Source organism: Caproicibacter sp. BJN0012, from assembly GCF_035986805.1.
Taxonomy (GTDB): Bacteria; Bacillota; Clostridia; order Oscillospirales; family Acutalibacteraceae; genus Caproicibacter.
Map to the genome: position 1 here is coordinate 2,474,555 of NZ_CP142518.1, position 26,989 is coordinate 2,501,543.

Below are 26,989 nucleotides of genomic sequence, written 5' to 3' on the forward strand. Positions count from 1 at the left end.
GAAACGATGATTCTGGAAGAAATCGCAGCGAAACGGCGGGTCCAGCTCGCACACGAAAAAGACGTGGCGCCGCTGGAAGCGGTAAAGCGGAGGGCCGAAGCGGCCCCCGCTCCGAAGAATTTCCGCGCCGCCCTGCGCGGAAAGCATCTTTCGGTCGTCGGAGAAGTCAAAAAGGCCTCACCGTCCAAAGGGCTGATCCGCCCGGACTTTCATCCCGTGGAGATTGCGAGGACCTACGAATCGGCGGGGGCCGACGCGCTTTCCGTTTTGACGGAGGAGGCATATTTTCAGGGTTCATCCGAATATCTGAAAGAGATCCGGCGGGCGGTTGCGCTGCCGATCCTGCGCAAGGATTTTATTCTCGACCCCTATCAGATTTATGAGGCGCGCGCCATCGGCGCGGACGCGATCTTATTGATCGCCGCTCTGTTGGATGAGCAAACCTTGCGGGAATACGCCGGGCTTGCGGAGTCGCTCGGCCTTTCCTGCCTGATGGAAGCGCACGACGAGCGGGAGCTTGCGAGTATTCTGGCGGCCGGCGGAACCGTCGTCGGCATCAACAACCGCGACCTGAAAACCTTCCGCGTGAATTTAAGCACCACCGTGCACCTTTCAAAGCTGGTGCCGGAAGAATGTACGCTTGTTTCTGAAAGCGGGATTACAACGCGAAAGGACATGGAAACGGTGCGATGCGCCGGAGCCGACGCCGTTCTGATCGGGGAAACACTGATGCGAAGCGAAAACGTGGCGGAAATGCTGCACGGACTGAGGGACGGGCTACGAAGGTGAAGCTCTGCGGCATGAAAAGGCAGGAGGACATCGGCTACCTTAATGAATTCCACCCGGATTACGCGGGTTTCGTATTCGCCGGGACAAAGCGGAGAATCACACCGGAGGCGGCTGCGGCGCTGGCGGAAAAACTTGATTCCGGGATCGGGAAGGTCGGCGTGTTTGCCGACGAGGAGCCGGAAACGGTCTGCCGTGCCGTCCGGCTGGCCGGGCTGGACATCGTGCAGCTCCACGGCGGCGAGGCCGCGGAATATATCGAAGCTCTCCGGCGCCTCCTGCCGGGGATGGAAATCTGGAAGGCAGTGCGCGTTCGGGACAGGGAAACGGTGCTTCGCGCTCTGACGCTTCCCGCCGACCGCTTTCTGCTGGATGCCTTTTCTCCAACGGAGGCGGGAGGCACCGGGCGCGTCGCGGATCTCGGCGTCATCCGAAGCTGCCGCATCGAGGTTCCGTATTTTCTGGCGGGCGGGTTGAACGCGGGCAACCTTGCGACAATCGTCCGCGAAATGCGGCCTTACGGAGTGGATGTCTCGAGCGGTATTGAAACCGGCGGTGCCAAGGACCGCCGGAAAATCGAAACAGTAATGCGGATTCTCCGCGGGGAATCCGGAGAGGTGGGATCAAATTGATGCAAAAAGCCGGAAGATACGGAGAGTACGGCGGACAATACGTCCCCGAAACGCTGATGAACGCCGTCCACGGGCTTGAAAATGCGTATGAAGCGGCGAAGAACGACCCTGAGTTTCAGAACAAACTGAATCGTTTGTACCGGGAATATGCGAACCGGCCTTCGATGCTCTATTGCGCGGAGCGGATGACAAAGGACCTCGGCGGAGCGAAGATCTATCTGAAACGGGAGGATCTGAACCATACCGGAGCCCACAAGATCAACAATGTGCTCGGGCAGATCCTGCTGGCGAAACGCATGGAAAAGACTCGCATCATCGCGGAGACGGGAGCGGGCCAGCACGGGGTGGCGACCGCGACGGCGGCCGCACTGTTCGGCCTTGACTGCGAGGTTTACATGGGCACCGAGGACATGGAGCGCCAGTCGCTGAACGTTTACCGCATGGAACTGCTCGGCGCGAAGGTGACAGGGGTTGATTCCGGAACCGGAACGCTCAAGGATGCGATCAACGAGGCCATGCGCGATTGGACCTCCAATGTCGAAAATACCTATTACCTCATCGGTTCGGTCATGGGACCGCACCCCTACCCGCAGATGGTACGCGACTTTCAGAAAATCATCGGCGAAGAGGCGAAAGCGCAGCTCCTGGAGCGCGAGGGGAAGCTGCCCGACTGCGTCGTCGCCTGCGTGGGCGGCGGTTCCAACGCGATGGGGATGTTTTACGATTTTATCCCGGACCCGGGCGTGCGGCTGGTCGGTGCGGAGGCGGCGGGAAAGGGCGTGGACACCGCTCTGCACGCCGCGACCATCTCCAAAGGGACCCCCGGTATTTTTCATGGGATGAAATCGTTGTTTCTCCAGAACGAGGAGGGTCAGATCGCGCCGGTCTATTCGATTTCAGCGGGACTCGATTATCCCGGTATAGGACCGGAGCACGCAAACCTTCATGCGACCGGCCGCGCGGATTACGTCGCGGTCACAGACGAGGAAGCCGTGCGGGCGTTTGAATACCTGTCGAAAACGGAAGGAATCATCCCGGCGATCGAATCGGCACATGCAGTCGCGGCGGCGATGAAGATCGCGCCCACAATGCGGAAGGATCAGACGATGGTCGTCTGCCTTTCCGGACGGGGGGACAAGGATGTCTATTCCATCGCAAGGTACAGGGGGGTGCAGCTCAATGAACAGGATTGAACGGAAATTCGGGGAACTCAAGGCGAGAGGAGAAAAAGCGCTGATCCCGTTTGTCACAGCGGGGGATCCGGACCTGGAGACTACGGAACGGCTGGTTCTCGCCATGTTCGGGGCAGGAGCAGACCTGATCGAAATCGGCGTGCCGTTCTCCGACCCGGTCGCCGAGGGGCCGGTAATCCAGAAGGCGAGCAGACGCGCGATCGACGGGGGCGTTACGCTGGTTAAAATTTTCGACCTTGTCCGGTGTCTGCGCGTGCAGACCGATGAGCCGCTCCTGCTCATGATGTATGCCAACAGTATTTTCCGTTTCGGCACAGAGCGCTTTTTCCGGCTTTGCGCCGAGACCGGAGTGGACGGTGTGATTGTCCCCGACCTGCCGTACGAGGAGCGGGACGAAATCCAGGGTCCCGCAGAGAAGAGCGGCGTTGTTCCGATCCGGCTGATTGCGCCGACTTCGCATGACCGCATCGCGATGATTGCCGCCGGTGCGAAAGGCTTTCTGTACTGTGTTTCCTCCACCGGTGTCACGGGGACGCGGAGCAGCTTTACAACCGATTTCGATTCATTCTTCGGCGCGGTAAAGCAATACGCCAAAATCCCGTGCGCGGTTGGGTTCGGTATATCCGGGCCGGAACAGGCGATGGCGATGGCGGCTTACTGCGACGGGGTCATTGTCGGCAGTGCGGTGGTGCGGATTGTGGAACGGGAAAAACGAAGCGCAGTGACGCCGGTTGCGGAATTTGTACGTTCTCTGAAGGACGCCGTGCGTTGAAAGTCATGACTCCCGGCAAGCCGGGAGACTTGCATAAGCCCTAAAAGGGTATGTTACCGGATAGCCTTTTAAGAGATTTGACCAACGTATTGGCTTTTTCAGGCCGCCCCTCAAGGGGCTATTCTTGGAATTCTTACTACAAACGGGTCTATAAATTCCTTTATTGCTTAATTGGGAGTCGTCATCCCATTCAGTGACTGGGCGGGCAACCGAAGTGTAACAACCGCAGACATCGCTCTGAGGGCAAATACCCTCGTCTTGGCGTATCCCCGGTATGTCGCTTGTTTCTGTCGGAAACGTATCCATCACACCCGCGCTATACGGGACCGCACAGTGAGCGCCAGTATGCCGAGATTCCACACGACTGAGGAAAAGTAAATTTTCTGGGTTTTTACATAGTCCTTTATAAAATCGTCCATGGAAAATTTATAAATCAGCTTCACGGATGCGGCTCCTTTCAGTAGAATAATTATAAAGAAAGACCGGAATGATTACAAATCCAAAATAAGGGAAGACGGCAAGACATTGCCCGGCTATTCATTACATAGCCTTTTTATAAATACACCTAATATCATCCAAAGAAAAAACAACAGGATTATTAGCGATTCCGGCTGCGGATACTTTTAGACAATTTTCAGCCATCCAGTCCACATCATTTTCCGAAAGGCCCTGCTGGGAAAGTGTAACATTGAGATCTAGTCTTGTAAGCAGTTTGCGGATTTGCGCAACGCAATCCTTTTCATCATTCCCGCCTAGTAACTTTGAGATAACGGCAAATTTTCCAGGTGCACCCTTGATGGATTCTTCAAACACAACTGGAGTGAGAGCGGCAAGTCCTCTGCCATGGACAATATTTTTCAATCCACTCGCCGGATGCTCCATACCATGCGGTGCCAAAACGCCCGCCGTATTGATAACTATTCCGCCGAGAGTACTGGCAAACGTCATTTTTTCCCACGCTTCGGCATCACCGGAACCCTCATACACTTTGACAAGGCTTTCCGAAATCAGCCGAATGCCCTCGAGTGCCATAATGTCTGTCATCGGCTGCCCGATCTTGGACAGATACCCTTCCATGTTATGGCAAAGAGCATCGAACCCGACCGACGCAAGAACGGGTTTCGGCATGGTTTTCATTAAGTCGGGATCAATGATTGAGGCTTTTGCAACAATCGCGTTGCAACGCAGCGATTTTTTATCGCCGTTTTCAGGATTTGTCAGAACCGCGAAGCCGTTCCCCTCGCTCCCCGTGCCACAGGTAGTTGGAACAAGAATAACGGGAAGCGCTTTGTCTGAAAATCTTCTGTTGAAGATGTAGTCGGAAATATCACCTTCGTTCACGGAAAGAAATGCAATTGCTTTTGCGGCGTCCATGATGCTGCCGCCGCCGAGACCTACCACGACATCGCAGCCTTCGCTTTTTGCAAGCTTGACTCCGGCATATGCAGTCGTTGTAGTCGGATTCGGCTCAACCTGATCGAACACCACGCTGTTGACACCGAATTCTTTGAGAAGAGCAACGGACTTCTCGAGGAGACCGGATTTTTTCGTACTGCTTCTTCCGGTTACGATAAGAACCTTATGCCCATACTGCTCGACCTGCCCACCGAGTTCTTTAATTTTCCCACTGCCAAAAATTAAATTTACCGGCAAATAATAATTGAACTGCAAGGAAAGGTCACTCCCTTAAAAGTAAAATAACGATCGCAGAAAAGCGTCCGGAGCATTTGAAATGCTCCGGACATTTTCAAACAGTGCGATTACTTGACATTCTTTGTCTTTCCCTGATCCACACCGACAAAATAGTCTTTCGTCAAACCGTAACTGGTCAAAATTTCCATTAGGCTGCCATCCTGTTTCATCTCGTTCAATGCCTTGTCGACTTCGTTCAGAAACGCCTCATCAGAAAAGCGGACTGCGGAACCAATCTGGCCGCTGGCTTCCGGTTTGTACGGGCTCAGGAGCTTCAGTTTCAGGCTGCTGTCCTGCGAAAGCGTGTATCCCGCCACGATGCCGTCCGTCACCACTGCGTCAACTTTTCCCATGTTGACGGCTGTCATCAATGTCGCCTGGTTGTCAAAAGACGTGAGGTCGCCGATGGCGCCGCTCTTTTTCCAGGCCTGTGCCGTCTCATAAAATGTTGTGCCGGGCTGGGCACCGACGTTTTTTCCTTTCAGGTCCGCTTTGCTTTTGATGGACGAATTCTGCGGAATAACGACCGCTTCGCCTTCCTGATACCATTTGTCGCTGAAAGCGGCCATCTTGAGGCGTTCGTCCTTGACGTACATCGCATCGACGACCATATCGCCGTTTTGTTGTCAGCAGCCCGTTTCACAGTTGCGTGTAGTTCCTTATAAACCGACCTAAATGGAACTGCAAATATCATATGGCAGAAATAGAAAAATAATTCAGGAATATATTCAAAATCAGCTCAAAGAAGATTTGATAGAAAACCAAATGTGACGGCGAAGCTACCAGCCCCTTTAGGGGCCGCAGGAAACAGGTTGCGACTTTGGTTCCGCAAAAGTACCACCGACTTATCGGTGGGTATCTACTCATCGATATTCTACAAAAGGCTTTCCTTTTTTCTGTCTATTTTCTGGTGCTGTCCAAAAGGGCAGGCTTTTGATTTTTCTAAAATGTGATTGCGAGTCCTAACCCCTTTAGCACCTTATAGAACAACGTAACATTATTTATTTTTCTCTTCTTCAATAATCTTATTAAAATAAGCGGTACGGAGATTCAAGACCTTAAAGAATCCATTGATTTCCTCCGGCACGCAGTCCTTAGAAAGCCAGAGAATGATCTCCATGGTTGTTTTCCGGTCATATGCCCTGTGCTTAAGACAGGTCTCCTGTCCGCTTCCCGTTAGGTAAAGATTTCGTTCTCGCCTATTTTGGGGATTTACCTGCTGTGTAATCAAGCCATGCTTTTCCAGGGAAGAAATCAAAATAGATATAGTTCCCTTTGTTCGATGTGTCATTTTTGCTATTTCCTTGGCTGTTATGCCCGGCTCACATTCGATATACAACAGAATATGCGCTTCCATTTCGCTCAAATAAATACCGGTTCCATAGTCACGTTTTACCGACTGATAGCTGGTCATAACAAGCTGATATTCAAATAACTGGTCTACTTTTTTATCCAAATCTGCAAAAATGCTTTCTACGTTTCCGGTGCTTTCCATCTTTGATTCCTCGTTTTTCACCATTTTTTATATTATAACAGAAAAATAATAGTCTCTCAAGGGAATTGCGACTGCAGTATTAGGTCTTAGGTCATGCCGACAATCCTTTCATAATTCTACCATACGTATTCCTTGGTAAAACTCCATTTTATTCCGACATCACCAGATCGTCGTCGGGTTGGATTTCGCTTTCTCACGAATATCCTAATATTCATTTCATTACTTGTCCATTTTAAACTTAATCTTTGATTGTTTATTGCTTTTATTAAAGATAAGATTTTTAGTCTAAATTTTGCGATTGACAGCATATCAAAAGATGTGTTTTGCTCTGAAGCGATAAACAGTAAAATAACAGAACGACAGACCTTCCCCGTGATGGTATGGGTTTCCACCGTAGAATTACAATATCGCTCTTGGGCAGCGTCGTCGAAGGATGATAAACATTTTTCCAACTATGCCCCATAAGATTAAACAGATAGGCATACGGTTTGAATATCAAACAATATAGCTAGACTAATTTTGTGAAATAAGACAAAAATTCAAAATAATATAAAATAATTATTGTTATATCAGATAATCAGTGATATCATTTAGGTATAAGTGGTTTGAGCGCCAAACCATTAGCCTCCGGCCGGGGCAACGAGTAAGTGTCACAAACGAAACGAAAGGGGATATGTTATGGCTTCTACTTCTATACGTCAGGAATCTAAACTGAAAAAGACACTGGGCTTCTGGGATTTAATGGGCATCGCCTGCGGGATGATTATAGGTGCCGGAATCATGTCATCGACCGGTGTAGCACTTGGAATGACAGGAACAGGTGTGGTTCTCGCTTATGCATTCAGTCCTATTCTTACATTAATCTGCATCTTTCCAGTCGCAATCATGAGTGCCGCAGTACCGGCGACCGGAGGGCAGTATCGCTATGTCAGCCGATTGCTCGGAAAAGGGATCGGCACGTTTTACCTCATTGTTTACACCCTGATGAATTGCCTACTCGCAACTTATGCACTGAGCTTTGCGTCGTATCTGGTCAGTATTGCCACCGGCCTGAATGAACGTATTGTGGCGATCGCTGTGCTAACATTTTTTTTTATAGCAAATCTTATTGGAACCAAAACTGCTGCCATTCTGAATACAGTGATCACTGCATGTTTGATTCTCGGACTTGCCGCCTTTATAGCATTCGGCTTGGGAAAAGTTGATTACGGGTATGTCTTTACGCCAAATAATCTGTTTACACATGGTGCATCCGGGTTTATTGCATCATTGGCCCTTCTTTCCAGCGCGACAGCGGGCGCACAGTTTATTGCTGAGCTTGGCGGCGAGGTTAAGGATGCATCACATAATATTCCGAAGGTTATGGTTTTTTCTACCCTTGGAGTTGGTGTCCTTTATGTCTTGATTGCCCTGGTAGCTGCTGGAATATTGCCAATAGCACAAGTTGCGGATCAGCCGCTTTCTCTGGTTGCAAAAACCATTATGCCGAAGAATTTATACTATTTCTTTATTATTGCAGCCGCTCTCGGCGCAACGGCTTCTACATTGAACGGTACCATGGCTTGGGTCACTAAGCCTATGTTGGTTGCCTGCGAAGATGGCTTGCTGCCGCATTCTATGGCGAATGTATCCAGGAACGGTGTACCGTATAAGTGGTTGATTTTCTTCTACGTTGTTGGGATGATCCCGTTGCTTATCGGTTTCAATCTTGCAACTGTTGCAAAGTTCAGCACTGCAAATTCTCTGATAAGTAAGATCTGTATCTGCCTAGCGTTGACACAACTTGCTAAAAAATATCCGAAGGAACTGGCAAATTCCAGCCTGAAGCTCAGCCCAAAAGCAACAATTGTCTTGGCAATTGCCGGAACAATTACCTTGGTAGTCTTGTCGCTTTCACTGCTCCTGAACCTGTCGGTTTACTCCATTGGCTTCCTAGCTGTAGCGATAATTTTTTCAATTGTCTATAATAAAACCGTTATCAAAGACGTGGTGATACCGAACGATTTGGCAGTTGATTTTACCAGTGAATCAGAAAGTTAAGGCGACTCTGTACTTAGAATTCCAGGTTGCCCTAATAAACCATTCTAATGATTTAAAAGGAGGAGAAACATGTCTAATAAATATAATTTTGAAACGGTAGAGTCTCGTTTTGATGTTGGTTCTAAAAAATGGGATGAAATCGATCAATATTGCCCGGAGGTTCGAAAAAAGGGAGAGGATATTATTCCATTCTCTGTTGCCGATATGGAGTTTGAGACTGCACCAAGTATTTGTGAGGGAATGAAGAAGTATATCGACCATTATGTTCTTGGATATTCCAATCCAACACCGGCATTCTTTAATGCAGTATGCGACTGGATGTATAGTCATCATGACTGGGAAATCCAGCCGGATTGGGTTCTGACAACCAGCGGCGTCATTACGGCATTCTTCATGGCGGTCAAGACTTTTACCGACCCAGGAGATGGTGTCGTCCTGATGACACCGGTATATTATCCGATGTACAGCGCAATCCGCAATAATAATCGTAAGCTTGTGGAGAATCCGCTGATTAATCATAATGGGCATTATGAAATTGATTTTGAGGATCTGGAACAAAAAGTCAAAGATCCGAATACGAAGCTGCTAATCTTTTGCAGCCCGCACAATCCAGCAGGGCGTGTCTGGACAAGGCGGGAACTGGAGAAGGTTGGACGTATCTGTATCGACAACCATGTGCTGATTGCATCCGATGAGATTCATTTCGATTTAATTATGCCGGGATATCATCACACGGTATTTGCATCGATTTCTGAAGAATTTGCAATGCACTCCATCACTATGACGGCAGCTTCCAAATCCTTTAACTTAGCGGGTATGCAGACGTCCTGTGTTATTATACCTAATAAAGAACTGCGCGATGCGTTCCATGCCGAGCAACTTCTGGATGAGGTAAATCCGAAGAGCAATATTCTTGGTTATGAAGCAACCAGACTGGCCTATACAGAGTGTGGAGAGTGGTTTGATCGGGCACTTGCTGTCATAGACCATAACCGTCAGACCGTTGTGGACTTCATGGCAAAGGAATTTCCGGAAGTGATTGTTACGCCGCTAGAAGGTACGTATTTACTCTGGATGGATATCCGTCCTTTGGGTATTGATTATAAACATCTGGCGGAGATTCTTCGCACGGAAGGCAAGTTATTCTTTGATGATGGCTACATATTCGGTACACCGGGAGAAGGATTTGAGCGCTGGAATCTGGCATGCCCGACCCGCTATGTGGAAGAAGCCCTTCTGAGATTAAAGGGAGTACTGAATAAGCATAGAAAAGACTGATGTGAAAATTTTAAAGGCATCTGGACAGAAAAAGGAAATGGCTGGAATATCTGTCCAGGTAAAAATAAATTTTCGGAGGAGAGTATTATGGATTCACTAATTATTTACGGGAGTCATCTTTGTCCTAATACACTGTATTCTATTATAAAGTGCAAGGATAAGGGAATACAATTTCGTTTTAAGGACATCTCAGCCAATCTTGCAGATTTGAAGGAGTTTTTGACGATTTGGTCAGAAGATTCGGATAAGTTATTTCAGCAAGCGAAAGATCAAGGAATGATCGGCCTTCCGTTATTTATTCTGCCAGATGGTACAAAAACGAGAGATCTTAATGGGGTTCTTGCCCAAAAATAATGTATAGTAAAGAAGGATGGTTAAAAATGACAAAGAATTTTTCAACAAAGAACGCACCGGCTGCAATAGGACCGTATTCACAGGCAATTCAGACAGGAGATACCGTATATGTTTCAGGTCAACTCCCAATTGATCCAACCACGGGTGAGTTTCCTTCCGATGATGTGAAGGTTCTTACACAGCAGGCGCTAGATAACATTAGAGCAATCCTGAAAGAAGCAAATATGGACCTTTCCAATATCGTAAAGACTACGGTGCTTCTCGACAGTATGAGTGATTTTGCGGCTATGAATGAAGTGTATGGAAAAAACTTTGCGAAACCGTATCCCACAAGAGCGGCATTTGAAGTGGGAAAACTCCCGAAAAATGCAAAACTGGAAATAGAGGTCATAGCTGTCAGGTAAATATCACAAGAGCTGCAACTATAATGCGAATCACGCGGGGACCTTCCGCTGCGTGGTTCGCATCTTTAATTAAAAAGACTTATTTTCTTAAAGGTACAAGGGCCCGCTTTAGGTCGTACTTTAATAAGTCGCATTGAAAACTTAATGTTCTGAAAATTTTTGAATGGACCAAATAGGTGTCAAGTAAGAAAGGTTCTTTTATGAAGCCGTTGATCACATACCTAAAATAATAAATCTTAAACTGCTTAAATTTTAAAGGACGTGAGCAGTGGCGATGGCTGTCACAATCATAAATTTTGGATGGGATCGATTGATTCATTTGCACTCTACGACTTAGGGAGCATCCCTTAAACATCCCTTAAACGTGCAAAATAAAACGCAAAATCTGATTTTGCAGAAATCGGGATGTAACCTGCATTTATCCTCCTAAAAGTTTCCGATTGTAAATAAAAGGACAACGGCAGATCTGCCTTGTCCTTTCGCATTATGCTAAAGCATATGTATTATTCGGTTTATCAGAGCATTTTTTTGACTATCAAGATAAAGTTAGGCCAAATATTCTCCACAGTCGTGATTGTTATATTGCTTCTTAATTTTGATAACGACGGATTCATCAGGCTGCGTAACTTCCTCAACAATTTTATATTTTGTACGGTTACGTTCCAACTTAACTTTATAATTATCCAATTCTTCTTTGACGCTCCGGACCGCGGCATCATGACCGACGTCCTCTTTCAACTGAAAGTGGATCGTCTGTTCTAAACAAGCGGATATAATACGCTTCATTGATATTACCTCCTCTTTCTATAAAAATGATAACACAAATTTTTTTCTGTAAGCAAGTAAAATTACGATCCGCCTTCAAAGTTTGTCAATTTTGCGCATTTAGTGTGTAAATGAAATTAGTGAAAATATCCACAACAATTAATCGGCCAAAGCAAAAGATCTGAACGGTATCTACTATAAAGAGCATGATCTATTCAAGGCGTCGGCCATGGGTTTTAATAAACTCAAACACGGGGAGATACCATGTTTTTCTGTATTACCGATAAGAAATGCAAGGATGAAATCCCCGCACGTAAAGCCGGCAGAAAAATATCATTCATCTAACATAATCCGATTACACGAGCACATATCCGTCTCTCTATGAAGCTAGGGCCTTGACATCTGGATATAGTTGGGACCTTATGTCGGGAAACGACCCCTAGTAAGAAACTCGCGCCTGGTTTCTTTAAAAAGTGTATTCTCTGCCTAACAATGCAAACTCAGGTTGAAGGACAACCGCCTTCAGATAATCCATCGATTGACTATTTTTGCATTTAATGTTATAGTAAAGCGAACTCAAATCACACTTTGATTTGAGAGTGTCATCGGAGGGCTTTGATTAAAAGGCCGGATAAGATGTCGGGTTTTGCCCGGTATTTTATCTGGCCTTTTTCATGTTTGGAGGGAAAAATCAAAGGAATGAGGAGAATTTGATTTTATGCAAGACTTGTTTCAGGAGGACTGTAATATGGAAACTCAAAACGCGAGTTTTAAGCAAATCAACAAAGAATTTGTCAGGTATGTGGTTCCATCCGTTATAGGAATGCTCGTCCAATCCCTTTACACTGTTTTAGACGGCGTTGTCGTCGGGCAGGGAATCGGCGAGATCGGGCTCGGTGCCGTCAACATCGCGTTTCCTTACGGCATGGTCACGATTGCGCTGGCGATGCTGATCGGCATAGGCGGCGCCAATATTTATTCTATTTATAAAGGCCAGGGAGAAAAGGAAAAAGCCAATAATATCTTTTGCCAGTGTCTTGTCATATCCGCCGTGATTGGCGTCGTACTGGCCCTGGTGGGATTCCTCTTCCGCGAAAATCTGGCCTTGCTGCTGGGGAGCAACGAAGTGTTTCTTCCCTCCGTCACCGCTTATCTGAAATGGCTGGCGCCTTTTTCGCTGCTGCAGATGGTAACCTTCGGTGTCTCTGTTTTTGTCCGCAACGACGGCGCTCCCAAGCTGGTCATGGCGGCTTCCGTCACGGGCGCTGTCATCAACGCGGTCCTTGACGTCATCTTTATTCTCATTCTGCATTACGGTGTTGAGGTGGCGGCGATCACAAACGGCATAGGGCTGCTGATAGAAACCTCATTCTACATAACCCATTTTGCACGGAAGAGGGGCTTGCTGCGGATCAGGAGGCCGGATTTTGATCTTGCCGATATCAGACGGATATTCAGCAACGGTCTTGCCACTTTCCTGATGGAATTCAGCCTGCCCGCCGTCACCGTTTCCTTTAACCTCGCAATCATCCACACTGTCGGGACGCTTGGTGTTGCCGCCTATTCCATCGTAGGCTATGTGTGCGCCGTTATCAACATGTTTCTTGTGGGTGTCACGCAGGGCGCACAGCCCCTGATGAGCTTTTATCATGGCAAGGGCGACCGGAATACCTTTTCCCACATATATCGCCTCGGCATACGCATCAATATCATTGCCCCGGTGCTGTTGGTCGGCCTCTGCATCGCCTTTGGAAACGGGATCGTTTTCCTGTTCCATTCGGGCAATTCCGAATTGACGGCGCTGACGGTCCATATGCTCCGCCTGTACCCGACGGCGCATATCGCAATAGGGGTTACGCTGATGAATATCCTCTTTTTCCAGACCACGGAACGGAACGCCTATGCCGCCCTGATTTCTTTTCTGCGCTGCGTCGGCTTCATACAGGTGTTTCTGCTGCTGTCCGTTTTTCTGTTTAACGGCAAAGGGCTTTACCTTTCCTTCTTAGCCGGCGAGCTGTGCCATCTGGTCATTTCGCAGATACTGGTGCGGCGGACGAAACGAGCGGAAGACAAGGCCACGGGAGTGCCGGCTGCCCTTTTGGAAACGACTGAGAACGCAGGATATTTCATTACCATCAGCCGCGAATATGGTTCGGGAGGACGCATGATCGGCCGCAGGGTGGCCCAGGCTTTGAACGTTCCTTTCTACGACAGGGAAATCATCGGGCTGGCCGCGGAACATGCGAAATTATCCGTGGGAACCGTCGAGCAGTCCGAGGAAAAAATGACGAAGGGCTTTGAATACGGGCTGTACATCGGCCGCAAATATATGCCGATTCCCGATCAGGTCTTTCTTGCACAAAGCAAAGTAATCGATGAGATCGCGGGCAAGGGTTCCTGCGTAATTGTAGGGCGGTGCGCGGACCATATTCTGCGGAATAAGGAAAACTGCATCCACATTTTTATCCATGCACCTTTCGAGCAGCGCGTCCACCGGGCCGTCGAGGAATACGGGCTGCCGGCGAAGGATGCGGAGCAGGCGGTACGGAACAACGATGCGGCCCGGGAAAGCTACTATAACCATTATACCGGTGCGGAATGGGGCGACGCGCACAACTACCATTTATCTATCGACAGCGGCATCGGAATAGACCGGTGTGCGGAATTGATTCTCTGTGCCGTAAAAGGACAAATCAGATAAATTAGCCTTGTATGTCGATAAATGAAGCTCTCGGCAAATCCCGGAAGGGACGTTGGCTAGCCGCCATCGCAGAAGAAACACCTCGCGTCCACAGGGCATTTCATAACAACGCTGAACCGAACCTGCTGCCGACGCCGAATGGTTCTGTACGAAACCAGCTGCGTAATCGACGTAAAGCAGTCGGGACCAGTCAGCAAAAAACCTGCTCTCCTGAAGGAAAACGAACTGGATAAAATCAAGTTAAGGAACTGAAGGTCGTGTCAAACTTGTCCCCCTTTTAGCGGGGCCTTTTTATTCGGCTGGGCCGCCTCCGGTTTCGCCGGCTAAGTCAGCACTTTATTTTAAATTGACAAACAAAACTAATCCGCCGGTACATTTCCGGCGGATTAGTTTATCGGCCTTCTTTCAGAAGTTGTTTATTACGGTCATGCTTTGCAATGAAATCCGCGGTGTCGTTTTAAAGGTTAAATGAGTTTTTGCCAGCTTTGCAAAGAATCCTCAACTACTTCATGAACGTGTTCAAAGTCTTTCGTTTCTATACAATCTATAATCCTCTGATGATACTGAGGGGCTTTAGAATCAATCTTTTCCAACTTGACCGTCTCGCCGATAGAGCTTTGAAAAATACTGTAAACCCCTTTGAGAATGTAACCGAAAAAAATATTATGGCAACTGTCAATCAAAGACATATGGAACTGATAATCCATTTCCTGCGCTAATTCATACTGACCTTTTTTGACAGCCTCTGCCATAGATTGAACATTTTCCTTCAGTTGAGCGACATCATCCGGAGAGGTCTTTCGAATTGCCATGCGCACGGTTGCATCATCCAGTACTTCGCGCAGCTCCAGCAGTTCAGTGTTACTGCTTAGTTTTGATATAACACTGTAGACAATAGTGTCGAATGTAGACTGATTCAACTGAGAACAAACATAAGTCCCGTCCCCGCGTCGAATTTCCATAATCCCCATCGTCGTAAGGATTTTTATAGCTTCCCGCAGCGAATTGCGGCTGACCTGCAATTCGCTGATCAGTTCATATTCATTTGGAATTTTCATTCCAGGTTTATAATAACCTTTAATAATCTGTTTTTGCATATATTCAATAATCTGACGTACGACAGTCTTTTTTTCCGAAGCGCGCACGCCGTCATGCCTATTTTCTATAGCCATTTTAATTTCCCCATTTGCAATTGTTTTTTGAATTATAACACAAAATGAAATAAAGCGATAGACTATAGAGTATTGATAATAGAAAATTTTTAGTTCCTTTCAGTCAATGAAATTCATAATCGACAACTATTCTGTGATCAATTACCTGAAATACGAATTCGCGTACCTTTAAGTGCAAGGGATGTACAAGGTACTTCTCCAATGCTTCTTTACTTTCAAATTTCTGATTCAGGCACATATCATAAAACCGCTCTTCCCGGTTGTAGTTATGTCCGGTTTCAGTCGAGATCACGCCCGGAATCTTCTCGCTAATTTTCTGAAATTTTTCAGCAAGCTCCTGGGCGTTCTCGTTTCCTGTTTTTCCAAGTGCTTCAGATTTCATTTTAAAAAAAACAACATGCGTAATCATCACGCGTCCATTTCTCCTTTTATTTTAACAAAACAGTTTCCGTCCCACTGCCGCGATATTTTCAGCAGTGATGCCATTTTTATTAAGTAAACGATTATAGGGGGCAGATTCTCCAAACCGATCCTGAATGCCGACTCTGCGCACAATTCCCTTACCCATATCGGCAACCACCTCACAGACGGCACTGCCTAACCCGTTAATGATATTATGATCCTCAACTGTGATAATTTTTCCGGTTCGCCCAACAGCAGCTCTAACTGCTTCCGTATCCAATGGTTTGATGGTATGCATGTCAATCACCGAAGCGTGGATTCCCCTGTCAGAGAGAAGGTTGGCTCCCGCCAGTGCGACACTCATGACATCTCCGTTCGCAATGATGGTAATATCGTCTCCGTCCATCAATTTTTTTGCCCGGCCGATTTCAAAGGATTCATTTTCATTATAGATTTGAGGAATGGGGTCCCGGGTAAAGCGTAAATAGACAGGGCCGTCGTATTCAGCCGCGGCGCGGATCAATCTACGGGTAGAGTTATAATCGCACCCCATAATCACTGTCATATTAGGAATCGTTCTGAGAATTCCCATATCCTCAATTCCCTGATGGCTCGCACCGTCGTTCGCCGGCGTCAGCCCGCCGTGGGAACACGCAATCTTGACATTAAGCTTCGGATAGCAAATTTCCTGGCGAATCTGTTCACACATTCTCATGCTGCCGAACACGGCATAGGTGGTTATATACGGAATTTTGCCGCAGGTTGCCAGACCGGCGGCAACGCCACAGGCGTTTTGCTCCGCAATGCCAACATTTATATGCTGTTCCGGCAGCTCCTTTGCAAAATCAAGCGTTTTACAAGATTTTCCGATGTCACAGTCCACCACGTAAATATTGGAATTCTTACGACCCAGCGCCAGAATTTCATCGCCGTATGCTTCTCTGGTGGCGACGGATTTTTGGGATTCGCGCATTTAAAATCCTCCTTCCAAATCCTGCATTGCCCGAAGATACTGTTCTTCATTGGGGGCCATGCCATGCCACATCACAACGTTTTCCATATAAGAGACACCTTTACCCTTGACCGTTTCGGCAACGATGCATTTCGGTGCGCTGTTTTCGCTGTCTCGCACCTTGTCGAGAACATTCAGAATTTCCTTCATATCATGTCCGTTAATGGTATAGCTCTCAAAGCCAAAGGCTTCAAATTTTTTTTCAAGATCAAGGTTTGGCATAATTTCCGCGCATACGCCATCATTCTGAAGACGGTTCCGATCCAGAAACACAATCAGGTTATTCAACTGATATTTAGAAGCGGTTTCAGCCGCCTCCCAGATCTGGCCCTCATCGCTCTCTCCGTCGCCTAAAAGGCAGAACACACGGTAATCTTTATGGTCGCGCTTTCCCGCTATCGCCATGCCGGCCGCAACACTGAGGCCCTGCCCCAAAGAACCCGTGGAAATATCGACACCGGGGCAACGTTTCATATCCGGATGCCCCTGAAGGATTGAGCCTTCCTTCCTCAGGGTCGATAAAACGGAAAGGTCATAATAACCCCGCAGGGCAAGGCAAGTGTAAAGCACAGGGCATACATGGCCTTTTGAAAGGACAAAACGATCTCGATTCGGATCTTTCGGATTCTTAGGGTCCAAACGCAGCTCGCTGAAATATAGTGCCGTCATAATATCGGCTGCGGAAAGAGATCCGCCCGGATGGCCTGACTGCGCCTGATAAATCATGGTGATAATGTTTTTCCGCACTTCTTTTGCTCGCGCTTCCAACTCCCGGATTTTTTGCGCGTTCGCCATTCTTATCAGCTCCTTACCTCTCCATCAATTCTTTAATTTTGCTAAACCCGGATTCGCCGATCTTATAAACCGGGACATTCAGCGGATCATGAGAAAGCAGACTCATGGAAATCTGCGCAAACACAATAACATCCACTTCACTTTGGAGTTGATAGAGAGCTTCACAGACCATCTCATCATGCTTCGCGCGATCACCGGCGCAGAGTAAATCAAAGGCTCCGTCTACAACACGATTGACGAGTTCCACATCTTTACCCATCTCCGCCGCTTTTTCCAGAATGACACGTCCAATGGCAGATGGACTGGTCGGCACGGTTCCCAGAACACCGATTCGCTTACCGTTCTTTGCCGCCGTCTCCGCCACAGGTTCCTCAATATTGATCATCGGTATGCTCAGCAACGGGCGGATAATCTTTGTAGCTTCATTCACTGAGGTACAGGTAACAAGAATTCCGTCAGCTCCGCTGGCTTCCGCCGCCTTTGCATAATTCAACATGCGGGAAGCCGTTTTCGGGGTCATCCCATTGTCGTCACGCGTCGCTTTCAGCAGACTGTCATCCATAATATTATAAATTTCGATATTCGGATTTTTCTGTGCAAACGGTTTGCCAAATGGATTAAAAATAATTTCCATGAAATTGTTAACGGTATTAATGGTATAAAGTTTCTTCATTTATATTTCTCTCCAATAAAATTATTTTTCAGCTTTGCTTTCCTCAACCATAATCATTATTGTGCAGCTGAATTATCCGGCTTTTTCCTGATTTGAAATGCGATGGTAAGCACAATGATACAGAAAAACAGCAAAGCGATAGGGCGGGTGAAGAAAACAGCGGGATTGCCAGAACTGACCGTCAGAGCTCTGCGGAAATTGGAGTCAATCATATTGCCCAAAATGATTCCCAAAATAATTGGTGCAGGTGAATACCGCATCTTATCTAAAAAGTATCCAAAAACGCCGAAAATCAGGACAATCAAAATATCAAAGGATCTATTGTTGATCGCATACGCTCCGACAATTGAAAGGACCCCTACGATCGGCATCAGATAAACTTTCGGCACCTTTAGAATCTTTGACATGGGTTTTGCCAGAAACATTCCCGCGATCCACAATGTCAGAACGGAAAGAAAAAGCAGAGCGGAAATATAGTTTATAAAAGTCGGATTGTCGCGCATAAGCATTGGCCCGGGACGGATATTGTGAATCATTAGCGCACCCAGCAGCACGGCTGCCGGCGGAGAGCCTGGAACCGCAAGGGTCAGCATGGGGATCAAAGCGCCGCCAATCGCCGCGTTATTTCCAACCTCAGGCGCAATAATGCCTTCAAAAGAACCATGCGTATATTCTTCAGGATGTTTGCTTGTTCTTTGGGCGGTATTATAAGAAACCCAGGCCGCTACATCTTCTCCTACCCCTGGCAGGGCTCCAATGCCGACACCGATCAAAGAAGACTGGATGACTACGCGGATATGTTTGATAACCACCTTTAGGCTGTTTAGCTTTTCTTGCGCAGTATCCCTTGCCAAACTCACCTCAGCTTCTTCCTTATGAGGAACGAATGCCTTAATAATTTCCGGTATGCTATAAAAACCGATCATGGCAGGAACCATGCTGACGCCGCTCAGTAAATCACTGTTGCCGAAATTAAACCGAGGAGCACCCTGCATGCTGTCCGTTCCTATCATAGCAATTAATAAACCCAGCATACCTCCAAGCCAACCTTTCAGCGGAATGTCATCTGTTACAATCGATCCGCAGATCATGACGCCGAAAAGTGCCAGCATGAAATACTCAGGGCTAGTAAATTTTAACGCAATTTGGGTCATGGGCGGAGAAATTAGGGCTAGAACCAAAACGCCGACAAAAGTACCAATAATAGAGGCGGTCCGCGTCACCTTAATTGCGGTTTCCGCTTTTCCTTGCAGTGCCAAGGGGTGTCCTTCCAAAGCTGTTGCGGCCGCTGAAGCGGTACCGGGAATATTTAGAAGAATTGCAGACATGCTGCCCCCATAAATTGCTCCTACATAAATGCCCATCAGCACCGCAAAAGTATAGGAAATGGGGAATTGGTAGGTAAGACCTGTTAAAAGTGCGATCCCCATGGTAGCGGAGAGACCCGGTAATGCTCCGATAATCACGCCGAGAAATGTAGACAGCAACAGAGTAAGCAGGAGCCGAATGTCCATCAGTGTGATAAACTGCTGAAATAGTCCAACCAAATTCTGCAAAGAGATATCCTCCTCATAAATATATTTACGGTGATTCCGAGAAGGGCACCGTAAGGACCTTGTAACTCCGAGAGTCATTTGGGGAAGGGGTGTACTATCATTCGGCGATAGTCGGATGCAAAAAGCACCGGTTTTACGGCAGAGGAATCATTGCCAGAGTTCCAAAACAATAAGTGACCGCTGCTGAGGAAACCGCTGCTACAAGAAGAGATATCATTATTTTTTTAAGGCTTTTCTCGTTTAAGACTACCATCTGCACCGCCAAAAGAATAAAGGTGGCAATCATAAACGGAAATCCTTGAAAGTGCGGAAAAACATCAAACATCTGACGGCAAGCAGGAATCAGACACAGAATATAAACGGCTATCGTTCCAATGACGAAAACCGCAATCGCTGTCTCCGGGTTTTTAATAAATTCCACTGCTTTTTCTTTTGTAAAAAAGTCGAATTTCGCCCCGGATTTACGCGCAAGCCGAAACAGCATTATTGCACAGAACATGATAGCTATCGCAATAATAACGGGAAGAAACGCGGGAGACGTATACCAGTACAGAATGGCATCCTTTACGTCATTCCCACTTACTTCATTTGCAAAATCTTTTTCAAACGGATTAAAAAACATCCGGACGCATTCCAGCATCGTCCCCACGGAGACGATAATCAATATTAAGCTGAAAACCAGATCGACTTTACGTAAGGTCTCTTTTTTCATGCGATCTACACTCCCGTCAAAAGGTTACCATAATCGGGGAGCGGAAAGCCAAAGTATCCGCTCCCACTAATAAACCAGGAAAAAGCAGGTCAGGGCTTCGGAATATTATATTTTTCAGGACTGAACTTGGCCTGTCCCATGTTATAAAGATCCCAGCAGAGCTTACTTTCTGTGTCGGCCGCCATTTTGCTGGCTTCGTCGCCGGTCAGCCCATACAACGTACACAGCTGCTCATCAGCAAACTTTTTAATCTCGTCACTTTTCATTGCCTCGTCAAAAGCGTCTGTTAAAACGTCAACAACCGCGGAATCCGTGTCGGCTGGAACCATGAAGCCCAGGAACTGTTTCAGAGGCAGGTATTGCTTGAGAGCTGGAACATAGGAAGAAACTGCTTTCACTGTTCCAAATTCAGGGAAATTCCAGTCATCGTTATCCATAACCGCAATCGGGATCAAATCGCCGCTGCGGACAAACTCCTTTACCTCGCCCGCGGAAGCGCAAACGCAGTCAGCTTCATATGAAACCGAACCTTTAATGGCATCCCCCGAGCCATTGTAGGGGACCCACTTAAATGGCACATCGCCGTAAGAATCGAACAATTTTGCAAGCGCAAACCACAGCCCTCCAGTTGTTCCGGCAATAGAAACGCTTTGGGGCTTATCTTTCAGAGCATTTAGAATTTCGTCCATGCTTTTATATTTGGATTTTCTGTTGACACAAAGTACACCCGGCGAGCCAGCCGCAATAAAGAATTTCCAGTCTTTCGAAGTCTGATCGGAAGTCGTCATAATCGGAATTGTCAGAGGGGTTTCAGATGTTCCGCAAAGCGTGTAGCCGTCATGCTTGGCTTTCCAGGCATAATCCACACCGATGGAGCCCGCGCTGCCACCCGTCATATTTGTGGAGACGATTGTTTGTCCGAGCACTTTGCTCATTTGGTTCATCAAAGCCCGGTTCCAAACATCCGTACCGCCGCCCGCGCTAAACGGGATAATATTCTGCAGTGACCGAACCGGGAAATCCGCCTTTGCGGCCTGCGAATTTTGGTTTGTTTGAGAACCCGCTGAATTTCCACCGCTATTTGATGTTGAGCAGGCTCCCATAGAAAGTGCCATGGAAATCGCAAGAACCGTCGCCAGTGCTTTTTTCATGTAACTGCCTCCCTAAACAATCTTTAAATTTTCTCTTACTTTCTCCAGGTCTTGCAGCATCTCACAAATTTGTTCAAAGCGGATACGGGTTGGGGTGATGCCTATTCCTATCTTCAGAAAAACGGGTAGGCAAAGCCGGCATCATACCGCCACCACACCACGGGAAAATCAAATCTCAGCCGTTTCGAACCATGTGTCCTGCAAATAATCAACCGATTTTCGCTGTTCTTGCTACATCGCCTCCTATTCATACTACGTAGTATGTATTATATTTCACTTCAATTGTGAATGATGTGATGTGAACGATGTAAAAAAACAAGTAAAATACATAGTACGTAGTACTAATTTTGTAATTTTTAGTATATCAGACGTTCTGTAGAAAGTCAATATATTTTATTTAATTTTAATAAAATATTATGATATCGGCAGCTCTTTTTTAATCAGAAATAAAATGCCCAAAATAAAAAGACGGCTGTATTTTTACGGAAAACACAGCCGCCAAAGGCTAATTTGCAGGGCATTATGCGAAAGAAGTTTCTATTATACCCGCCAAACTATTTTATACAAAAAGTGCAATAAATCGCGCGACACCAATCATTACCTTACCCCGAAGGCTCTGTGAATCAAGCCGGCCCTCCCCCGTGAAAATAAAATCTGCACCGGCGGCCAAACTCTCAAAATTCACCGTATCCAAAACAGTGTCAATTCATGGCTGAAGGCTCGCCCCGAAAAAAGTTACCATGCCCCCATACCGTCAGCAGCACCGGTACCGGAAAGCTGTGAAATATCCCGCTCCAGCTGTTCGCAAATGACTTGCGGCAGATGCCTGAGTCCGGAATCCAGGAACTTTACCATCGTTTTGTCAGTCCCCTTCTGAGGACCAAACACATATGCCGCGCCGTTTTTTTCAAACAACGGATTGTCGACATCGCACATGGCCACAATCCTCACCTTTCGAAGCAAGGGAGAAAGCCCCGAAAGGTCGATCTTGAAAATTTGAGAAAGCGTACCTCCCACTGGATAAACGCAGTCAAAAAGTCGTTCACACTTCCCTCTCGCCGCCTGCAACGGGAATGGAAACAATCTGTGCAGCCGTGTCTGCGGCTTTGACGGAACGCCCACGATCTCACAGATTTCCGACGAACTCATCGTCCCTCTAAAGGAATCCGGGATTAGAATATTTCCTCATAAACTGATTTTCCACTTAAAGCATATCACGCGCATTCACAACATTAATGGGTTTTCCTTCCTGAAATGCTTTTAGATTCGCGACAGCAGCATCCATTAAGCGTTGGCGGCTTTCCTTCGGTGCCCAAGAGATATGGGGTGTAATCAGGCAGTTTTTAGCTTTCAGAAGAGGGTTGTTCTCTTGAATCGGCTCTACTGAAACAACATCCAGGCCGGCAGCATACACCTTGCCGGAGTTTAGCGCTTCTGCCAGGTCTTCCTCTACGATCAGCGGACCACGTGAATTATTGAGGAGAATCACGCCATCTTTCATTTTCGCAATGGTGTTTTTATTGATGATGCCCTGCGTGGAAGGAAATAGCGGGCAGTGCAGGACAACCACATCCGAAGTGCTCAGAAGTATGTCCAGTGAGACATATTCGGCAAGGCTCTTCCCTTGCGGGTTGGGATATTCGTCGTACGCGATGACCTTCATACCCATTGCTTTAGCAATTTTTCCTGTCGTCTGCCCGATCTTCCCAAAGCCGATAATACCCATGGTCTTATTGGCAAGCTCAATTAGAGGATAATCCCAGAAGCACCAGTCAGGGCATTGGCTCCAGCGGCCTTGATGCACCTCCTTATCGTGATGTGCGACATGGTGGCAGATTTCCAACAGCATGGCAATAGCGAACTGTCCAACTGCGGCCGTCCCATAAGTTGGAATATTACACACCGGAATACCACGTTTTTGTGCCGCCGCCGTATCTACGACATTGTAGCCGGTAGCCAGAACACCAATGTATTTCAGGTTGGGGCAGGCCGCCAGCGTCTGTTCCGAAATAGGGGTTTTGTTTGTAATTACGGCCTCCGCGTCGCCAAGGCGGGAAACGGTCTTCTCGGGCTGCGTGCGGTCGTAAACTGTAAGCTCGCCCAACTTTTCAAATTCTTCCCAGCTTAAATCACCAGGATTTTCAGTATATCCGTCCAAAACAACGATTTTCATATGGTTCCTCCTGATTGAATCAATCTTATCACACGTTTTTTAGCCCAGTCTACCTATGAGCCCGTTTAATTCAGACTTTCTGCATTAGTCAGACCTTCACAAACTGTTGTGCGTATTCCTTATTCCTGTAAATGTCGAAAAAAAGGAATATGTCTCTCACCGATTCACTTTTCAATTGAAACCGTTCACATCCTGCACAGTATAACATTTAGAACTCATCAGTTCAATGCTTAACTTAATAATTCTCTTCAACCACCGCAGTATAATTGACCTAAAACATCGGAGAAAATTGATTTCTTCAAAACCGCTATAATGACGCAGAGAAATGCGCTACCCTAGGCTCTTTATCTTACGGACAGTTATGCGTGTCTTCTTTCCGAGCCGGGAACCCTAAAACGAAAATTAAAGAAAAAGGACCTCCTGTTGCAAATATAGAAAATACGACAGGAGGTTTATTAAATGACGGAAAAAAGGGAACAAAGGAATGCCGTAGGCGCGAAAGACGCTTCGAAACAATTTTGCAATAGGCGATTGTTCAAAGCAACTGCCGGAAAGGCAAAGGAATACGCCCTGAAACGGCTTAGAAAGCCCAATCAAGGCGTATTTTTTGCATTATTTGGGAATAGGTTGTTTCGCAACAACCCCATCATTTAGTAGGCAGCCAGGCCTTCACCGCGTTCGCGCTGCCGTTCATTCACGAGCCTCACAGAAATTCAGCCCAAAAATCGGTCATAGAATAGCCGCGATGGAATTTACAAATTTAGGAACAGCGGTTGCAAGCGCGGAGACAGTCAGAATCAGGCAGAAACCATAACTGATTGTCATACAGATTTGCAGCACGCGGGGTGTCTTCGTTCCGGCATTGATGTCTTTCCTCCAGAGAAGCATACATATAAACAGGCCGGAAACCGGTGTTGCAACCGCGGTTGCAACGTTGGAAAGATAAATCAGCTGAACGGGCGAACCGTTGTAGCTGAAGGCAATAACCGCACAGATAATCAGAACGATCATGGAACCCCATCGGATACTTTTATCCGCCAGATTTGTCGGCTTGTTAAATCCGGCATTCAGCAAAACAACCGTACGCTGCGTATTGCCAAGCAGCGAAGAGAACGCCGCCCCAAGCAATGCGATTCCCATGATATATCGCGCCGCATTTCCCAAGACGGGAACCAGCATGTCGGCCAGCTGCTGAGGGCTGTTCAGCACTTTATGCGTCGGGTGAAGCACGATGGCGCCCACCAGTACCATGGCGCCGCTGATCAGAATGACTTCGACAATATGTGCAATGGTATCGGTCGTCATGACGCCGTTGGTCAAATCCTCTTTCTTCCATTTCTTTTCCGCACCCAAATAGGTTCCGTAAACTCCGGTTGTGACGGAAGCGTTGGTGCTGATGAAAGCCAGGGAGAGCGCCAAGCTGCCGGCGGGGAAATACCAGTGGGTTAGGCCGCTTATGGCCTCTCCGCCGGAAAAGTCGCCGGTACCGATCAGAGTGGCGTAAAACGATACTATCATGCCGAGAATGCAAAGCAGGATCGCCTTTTCAACCTTGGAATAGACGTCCTTTGCGAAATAGCAATAGATCATAACCGCAATCATAATAATGGAACCAAGTTTCCAGTTGATCCCAAACAGAAGAGTCATGCCAGCACCTGTGCCGGAGATATTTCCCATCGTAAAGAACATGCATGCAAGGAAGCTCGCGACCCCGACAAAACCCGCCGCAAATTTCCCATAGTAATGGCGGATTGCGTGAATCGCCGGCAGACCGGTCAAAAGGGAAATGCGGTATGTAGTAAGTAAAAACGAAGTGCCCATGAATGCGATGGGAATCAGCAGCCAAAGCATCGCATAGCCATAGTTGGAGCCCAGCATGGAAGCCGTGGTGATTGCGCCGGGGCCAATGACAATGCCGGTCAGAACAATGCTTGGACCAACCCTTTTCAAAAGTTCTTTCGCAGGGAGCCTTTTTGTAGAAGCCTCATTTATTCCTTCCTCCGGAGGGGTTGGTGTATTCTCATTCAAAACCTTTCATCTCCTTCTCAATCCTGTCCCCAAAGAGTTTTCCCCGCAAGAGATGCTGCACGGAATTCACAGGATCGTTTGTTTCGGATAAAACTCCTTCACCCATAATGAATTTCTCCAATTCTTTTTAGAATATGAAGTCCGAAGCTCCGCATAGGCAATCTGGAAGAAAAAACGATTTAACGAAAAGACCTTTGCCGCCGGAGGCCCGGCCAGCCATTTCGGGCCGGAGCCGCGCGGCAATCTCCTTTCCGTCAGACAAGGTTGACCTTTTCCACGCCGGAATCTTTCAAGGCCTGAGTTACTCTGTCTTTTTCCTCCTGGCTCAGCGGGATCAGCGGGGGGCGCATCAGCGGCAGAGAAAAGACTTTGCGCTGAACGAGGAATTCCTTCATGCGGGCATGCGCTTCACCGCTCGGCTGGCCAATTCCGTAGATAGCGCTGGATGCCGGGAACAGCTTTTCATTGATTTTCTTTGCCGCGACCAAATCGTTCGTCTTCATCGCTTGGTAAAGTGCGGTTACCAGTTCCGGCACGCAGCCGGAAAATCCGACGAGACAGCCATCAATGCTCTGGATCATGGTGGAAAGCAGGTTTTCGTCGTGGCAGGTGATGAGGCTGATTTCCGGAGCCTCTTTTTGCAGAGTGCGCACGTCCCTTTCGTATAAAGGCATGTCGCGCGTGCCCATTTTAACGGCTACCACGTTCGGAATCCTCACCATTTTCAACAGCAGGTCGATCGGGTAAAATGCCTTGGTGTTCGATGGATACAGATGAAGGATAATCTTAATGTCGATCGCCGCGGCAATGTCCTGAACGAACTTCAGAGCTGCCTCCGGCTTCACGCCGAACCTGAGCCACAAATGCGGCGGCATCAGCAGGATCCCGTCCGCCCCCGCTTCCTGTGCGGCTTTCGCGTGCTCAATGGCCTCGAACGTTCCCTCGGCCGAAACACCGGAGACAACCAGAGCTCTGCCCTTTACCTGATCTGCGGCGATCTTGGTGATACGGGCTCTCTCTTCCGGAAGGAACCCGGTGATTTCACCCGTGTGCCCGTTTGTGACGAGGCCCTTGATTCCGGCATCCGTGTAGGTAAGAAGCCAGTCGATATAGTTGCGGAATTCTTTCTCATTGATCGAATAGTCCGCATTCAGAGGAACCATAATCGCCGGGAAGACGCCGCCCCATTTTTTTTCCATAATA

At 47.6% G+C, this 26,989-nt stretch carries 27 protein-coding genes; 10 read left to right on the forward strand and 17 right to left on the reverse strand.

All coding sequences use genetic code 11. The annotated features are described in order from the left end of the window. The first annotated feature begins 6 nt into the window (after positions 1 to 6). Genes trpC through trpA form a run of 4 tightly spaced genes read left to right on the forward strand, consistent with a single transcriptional unit; the run spans position 7 to position 3,383 of the window. Positions 7 to 789: an indole-3-glycerol phosphate synthase TrpC gene (gene trpC, locus VA597_RS12005; RefSeq protein WP_326974622.1), complete on the forward strand. Its 783-nt coding sequence runs from the start codon at positions 7 to 9 to the stop codon at positions 787 to 789. A gap of 11 nt (positions 790 to 800) precedes the next feature. Further along, complete coding sequence (locus VA597_RS12010; protein WP_326974623.1) at positions 801 to 1,418, forward strand: phosphoribosylanthranilate isomerase; 618 nt, start codon at positions 801 to 803, stop codon at positions 1,416 to 1,418. Then, positions 1,418 to 2,611, forward strand: coding sequence for a tryptophan synthase subunit beta (gene trpB, locus VA597_RS12015; protein ID WP_326975685.1), 1,194 nt, complete (start codon positions 1,418 to 1,420; stop codon positions 2,609 to 2,611). The genes VA597_RS12010 and trpB overlap by 1 nt, the downstream gene beginning before the upstream one ends. After that, positions 2,598 to 3,383, forward strand: coding sequence for a tryptophan synthase subunit alpha (gene trpA / locus VA597_RS12020; protein ID WP_326974624.1), 786 nt, complete (start codon positions 2,598 to 2,600; stop codon positions 3,381 to 3,383). The genes trpB and trpA overlap by 14 nt, the downstream gene beginning before the upstream one ends. Before the next feature lie 540 nt (positions 3,384 to 3,923). Here the strand turns inward: trpA and VA597_RS12025 are convergent. The 3 genes from VA597_RS12025 to VA597_RS12035 all read right to left on the reverse strand — a co-directional run bounded on the left by VA597_RS12025 (position 3,924) and on the right by VA597_RS12035 (position 6,570). Then, positions 3,924 to 5,054 (reverse strand): iron-containing alcohol dehydrogenase, encoded by a 1,131-nt coding sequence (locus VA597_RS12025; protein ID WP_326974625.1) that lies wholly within the window; start codon positions 5,052 to 5,054, stop codon positions 3,924 to 3,926. 89 nt (positions 5,055 to 5,143) lie between these two features. Next, positions 5,144 to 5,686 (reverse strand): substrate-binding periplasmic protein, encoded by a 543-nt coding sequence (locus VA597_RS12030; protein WP_326974627.1) that lies wholly within the window; start codon positions 5,684 to 5,686, stop codon positions 5,144 to 5,146. 386 nt (positions 5,687 to 6,072) lie between these two features. Next, positions 6,073 to 6,570, reverse strand: coding sequence for a MarR family winged helix-turn-helix transcriptional regulator (locus VA597_RS12035; protein ID WP_326974629.1), 498 nt, complete (start codon positions 6,568 to 6,570; stop codon positions 6,073 to 6,075). 678 nt (positions 6,571 to 7,248) lie between these two features. On the opposite strand from VA597_RS12035, the gene VA597_RS12040 reads away from it, so the two are divergent. From VA597_RS12040 to VA597_RS12055, 4 genes are all read left to right on the forward strand, one after another. Further along, a complete protein-coding gene (locus VA597_RS12040) occupies positions 7,249 to 8,610 on the forward strand; it encodes an APC family permease (protein ID WP_326974631.1) in 1,362 nt (453 codons plus the stop codon). A 69-nt stretch (positions 8,611 to 8,679) separates the two neighbouring features. Next, positions 8,680 to 9,888 carry a MalY/PatB family protein gene (locus tag VA597_RS12045; protein ID WP_326974633.1) on the forward strand — a complete coding sequence of 403 codons (1,209 nt, stop codon included), beginning with the start codon at positions 8,680 to 8,682 and terminating at the stop codon, positions 9,886 to 9,888. Positions 9,889 to 9,975: 87 nt separating this feature from the next. After that, positions 9,976 to 10,242: a glutaredoxin gene (locus tag VA597_RS12050; protein WP_128743124.1), complete on the forward strand. Its 267-nt coding sequence runs from the start codon at positions 9,976 to 9,978 to the stop codon at positions 10,240 to 10,242. A 26-nt stretch (positions 10,243 to 10,268) separates the two neighbouring features. Beyond that, entirely contained in the window at positions 10,269 to 10,646 is a 378-nt protein-coding gene (locus tag VA597_RS12055) for a RidA family protein (protein ID WP_128743125.1), read from the forward strand. 546 nt (positions 10,647 to 11,192) lie between these two features. On the opposite strand, the gene VA597_RS12060 is transcribed toward VA597_RS12055, so the two are convergent. Next, a complete protein-coding gene (locus VA597_RS12060) occupies positions 11,193 to 11,432 on the reverse strand; it encodes a hypothetical protein (RefSeq protein ID WP_128743126.1) in 240 nt (79 codons plus the stop codon). Positions 11,433 to 12,159: 727 nt separating this feature from the next. Here VA597_RS12060 and VA597_RS12065 point away from each other — a divergent pair. Then, positions 12,160 to 14,112 (forward strand): cytidylate kinase family protein, encoded by a 1,953-nt coding sequence (locus VA597_RS12065; RefSeq protein ID WP_128743127.1) that lies wholly within the window; start codon positions 12,160 to 12,162, stop codon positions 14,110 to 14,112. Between the two features lie 464 nt (positions 14,113 to 14,576). Here VA597_RS12065 and VA597_RS12070 read toward each other — a convergent pair whose 3' ends face one another. The 11 genes from VA597_RS12070 to VA597_RS12115 all read right to left on the reverse strand — a co-directional run bounded on the left by VA597_RS12070 (position 14,577) and on the right by VA597_RS12115 (position 23,758). Then, positions 14,577 to 15,284: a FadR/GntR family transcriptional regulator gene (locus VA597_RS12070; RefSeq protein ID WP_128743128.1), complete on the reverse strand. Its 708-nt coding sequence runs from the start codon at positions 15,282 to 15,284 to the stop codon at positions 14,577 to 14,579. Between the two features lie 103 nt (positions 15,285 to 15,387). Further along, positions 15,388 to 15,693, reverse strand: coding sequence for a Dabb family protein (locus VA597_RS12075; RefSeq protein ID WP_243112817.1), 306 nt, complete (start codon positions 15,691 to 15,693; stop codon positions 15,388 to 15,390). 24 nt (positions 15,694 to 15,717) lie between these two features. Beyond that, positions 15,718 to 16,659, reverse strand: coding sequence for a transketolase family protein (locus VA597_RS12080; RefSeq protein ID WP_128743130.1), 942 nt, complete (start codon positions 16,657 to 16,659; stop codon positions 15,718 to 15,720). After that, positions 16,660 to 17,493 (reverse strand): transketolase, encoded by an 834-nt coding sequence (locus VA597_RS12085; protein WP_128743131.1) that lies wholly within the window; start codon positions 17,491 to 17,493, stop codon positions 16,660 to 16,662. Positions 17,494 to 17,506: 13 nt separating this feature from the next. Next, a complete protein-coding gene (locus tag VA597_RS12090; protein WP_128743132.1) occupies positions 17,507 to 18,166 on the reverse strand; it encodes an aspartate/glutamate racemase family protein in 660 nt (219 codons plus the stop codon). Positions 18,167 to 18,222: 56 nt separating this feature from the next. Next, positions 18,223 to 19,722, reverse strand: coding sequence for a tripartite tricarboxylate transporter permease (locus VA597_RS12095; RefSeq protein ID WP_164919053.1), 1,500 nt, complete (start codon positions 19,720 to 19,722; stop codon positions 18,223 to 18,225). 133 nt (positions 19,723 to 19,855) lie between these two features. Then, the gene (locus VA597_RS12100) at positions 19,856 to 20,434 is read right to left on the reverse strand and encodes a tripartite tricarboxylate transporter TctB family protein (protein WP_128743134.1); all 579 of its coding nucleotides are present in this window, start codon (positions 20,432 to 20,434) and stop codon (positions 19,856 to 19,858) included. Between the two features lie 89 nt (positions 20,435 to 20,523). Then, on the reverse strand, positions 20,524 to 21,585 hold the full coding sequence (locus tag VA597_RS12105; protein ID WP_326974639.1) for a tripartite tricarboxylate transporter substrate binding protein: 1,062 nt from the start codon (positions 21,583 to 21,585) through the stop codon (positions 20,524 to 20,526). Positions 21,586 to 22,144: 559 nt separating this feature from the next. Beyond that, complete coding sequence (locus tag VA597_RS17790) at positions 22,145 to 22,279, reverse strand: glycerate kinase (RefSeq protein WP_164919054.1); 135 nt, start codon at positions 22,277 to 22,279, stop codon at positions 22,145 to 22,147. Positions 22,280 to 22,320: 41 nt separating this feature from the next. Continuing rightward, a complete protein-coding gene (locus tag VA597_RS12110; RefSeq protein ID WP_128743136.1) occupies positions 22,321 to 22,734 on the reverse strand; it encodes a glycerate kinase in 414 nt (137 codons plus the stop codon). A 55-nt stretch (positions 22,735 to 22,789) separates the two neighbouring features. Further along, entirely contained in the window at positions 22,790 to 23,758 is a 969-nt protein-coding gene (locus tag VA597_RS12115) for a D-2-hydroxyacid dehydrogenase (protein ID WP_128743137.1), read from the reverse strand. A 459-nt stretch (positions 23,759 to 24,217) separates the two neighbouring features. Between VA597_RS12115 and VA597_RS12120 the strand changes: the two genes are divergently transcribed. Continuing rightward, on the forward strand, positions 24,218 to 24,412 hold the full coding sequence (locus tag VA597_RS12120) for a hypothetical protein (RefSeq protein ID WP_128743138.1): 195 nt from the start codon (positions 24,218 to 24,220) through the stop codon (positions 24,410 to 24,412). Between the two features lie 75 nt (positions 24,413 to 24,487). On the opposite strand, the gene VA597_RS12125 is transcribed toward VA597_RS12120, so the two are convergent. Next, the gene (locus VA597_RS12125) at positions 24,488 to 25,708 is read right to left on the reverse strand and encodes an NRAMP family divalent metal transporter (RefSeq protein WP_326974641.1); all 1,221 of its coding nucleotides are present in this window, start codon (positions 25,706 to 25,708) and stop codon (positions 24,488 to 24,490) included. A gap of 332 nt (positions 25,709 to 26,040) precedes the next feature. Continuing rightward, entirely contained in the window at positions 26,041 to 26,985 is a 945-nt protein-coding gene (locus VA597_RS12130; RefSeq protein ID WP_128743139.1) for a dihydrodipicolinate synthase family protein, read from the reverse strand. Positions 26,986 to 26,989 lie beyond the last annotated feature (4 nt).

Excerpts from the sequence above, each read along its gene's own strand:
- VA597_RS12110 (WP_128743136.1), bottom strand. The coding sequence starts at position 22,734 with ATGAGTTCGTCGGAAATCTGTGAGATCGTGGGCGTTCCGTCAAAGCCG.
- VA597_RS12035 (WP_326974629.1), bottom strand. The coding sequence starts at position 6,570 with ATGGAAAGCACCGGAAACGTAGAAAGCATTTTTGCAGATTTGGATAAA.
- trpC (WP_326974622.1), top strand. The coding sequence starts at position 7 with ATGATTCTGGAAGAAATCGCAGCGAAACGGCGGGTCCAGCTCGCACAC.
- VA597_RS12045 (WP_326974633.1), top strand. The coding sequence starts at position 8,680 with ATGTCTAATAAATATAATTTTGAAACGGTAGAGTCTCGTTTTGATGTT.
- VA597_RS12130 (WP_128743139.1), bottom strand. The coding sequence starts at position 26,985 with ATGGAAAAAAAATGGGGCGGCGTCTTCCCGGCGATTATGGTTCCTCTG.
- VA597_RS12105 (WP_326974639.1), bottom strand. The coding sequence starts at position 21,585 with ATGAAAAAAGCACTGGCGACGGTTCTTGCGATTTCCATGGCACTTTCT.
- VA597_RS12040 (WP_326974631.1), top strand. The coding sequence starts at position 7,249 with ATGGCTTCTACTTCTATACGTCAGGAATCTAAACTGAAAAAGACACTG.
- VA597_RS12030 (WP_326974627.1), bottom strand. The coding sequence starts at position 5,686 with ATGGTCGTCGATGCGATGTACGTCAAGGACGAACGCCTCAAGATGGCC.
- VA597_RS12010 (WP_326974623.1), top strand. The coding sequence starts at position 801 with ATGAAAAGGCAGGAGGACATCGGCTACCTTAATGAATTCCACCCGGAT.
- VA597_RS12055 (WP_128743125.1), top strand. The coding sequence starts at position 10,269 with ATGACAAAGAATTTTTCAACAAAGAACGCACCGGCTGCAATAGGACCG.
- trpA (WP_326974624.1), top strand. The coding sequence starts at position 2,598 with ATGAACAGGATTGAACGGAAATTCGGGGAACTCAAGGCGAGAGGAGAA.
- VA597_RS12065 (WP_128743127.1), top strand. The coding sequence starts at position 12,160 with ATGGAAACTCAAAACGCGAGTTTTAAGCAAATCAACAAAGAATTTGTC.
- VA597_RS12100 (WP_128743134.1), bottom strand. The coding sequence starts at position 20,434 with ATGAAAAAAGAGACCTTACGTAAAGTCGATCTGGTTTTCAGCTTAATA.
- VA597_RS12080 (WP_128743130.1), bottom strand. The coding sequence starts at position 16,659 with ATGCGCGAATCCCAAAAATCCGTCGCCACCAGAGAAGCATACGGCGAT.
- VA597_RS12085 (WP_128743131.1), bottom strand. The coding sequence starts at position 17,493 with ATGGCGAACGCGCAAAAAATCCGGGAGTTGGAAGCGCGAGCAAAAGAA.
- trpB (WP_326975685.1), top strand. The coding sequence starts at position 1,418 with ATGCAAAAAGCCGGAAGATACGGAGAGTACGGCGGACAATACGTCCCC.
- VA597_RS12070 (WP_128743128.1), bottom strand. The coding sequence starts at position 15,284 with ATGGCTATAGAAAATAGGCATGACGGCGTGCGCGCTTCGGAAAAAAAG.
- VA597_RS12050 (WP_128743124.1), top strand. The coding sequence starts at position 9,976 with ATGGATTCACTAATTATTTACGGGAGTCATCTTTGTCCTAATACACTG.
- VA597_RS12120 (WP_128743138.1), top strand. The coding sequence starts at position 24,218 with ATGACGGAAAAAAGGGAACAAAGGAATGCCGTAGGCGCGAAAGACGCT.
- VA597_RS12075 (WP_243112817.1), bottom strand. The coding sequence starts at position 15,693 with ATGATTACGCATGTTGTTTTTTTTAAAATGAAATCTGAAGCACTTGGA.
- VA597_RS12090 (WP_128743132.1), bottom strand. The coding sequence starts at position 18,166 with ATGAAGAAACTTTATACCATTAATACCGTTAACAATTTCATGGAAATT.
- VA597_RS12115 (WP_128743137.1), bottom strand. The coding sequence starts at position 23,758 with ATGAAAATCGTTGTTTTGGACGGATATACTGAAAATCCTGGTGATTTA.
- VA597_RS12060 (WP_128743126.1), bottom strand. The coding sequence starts at position 11,432 with ATGAAGCGTATTATATCCGCTTGTTTAGAACAGACGATCCACTTTCAG.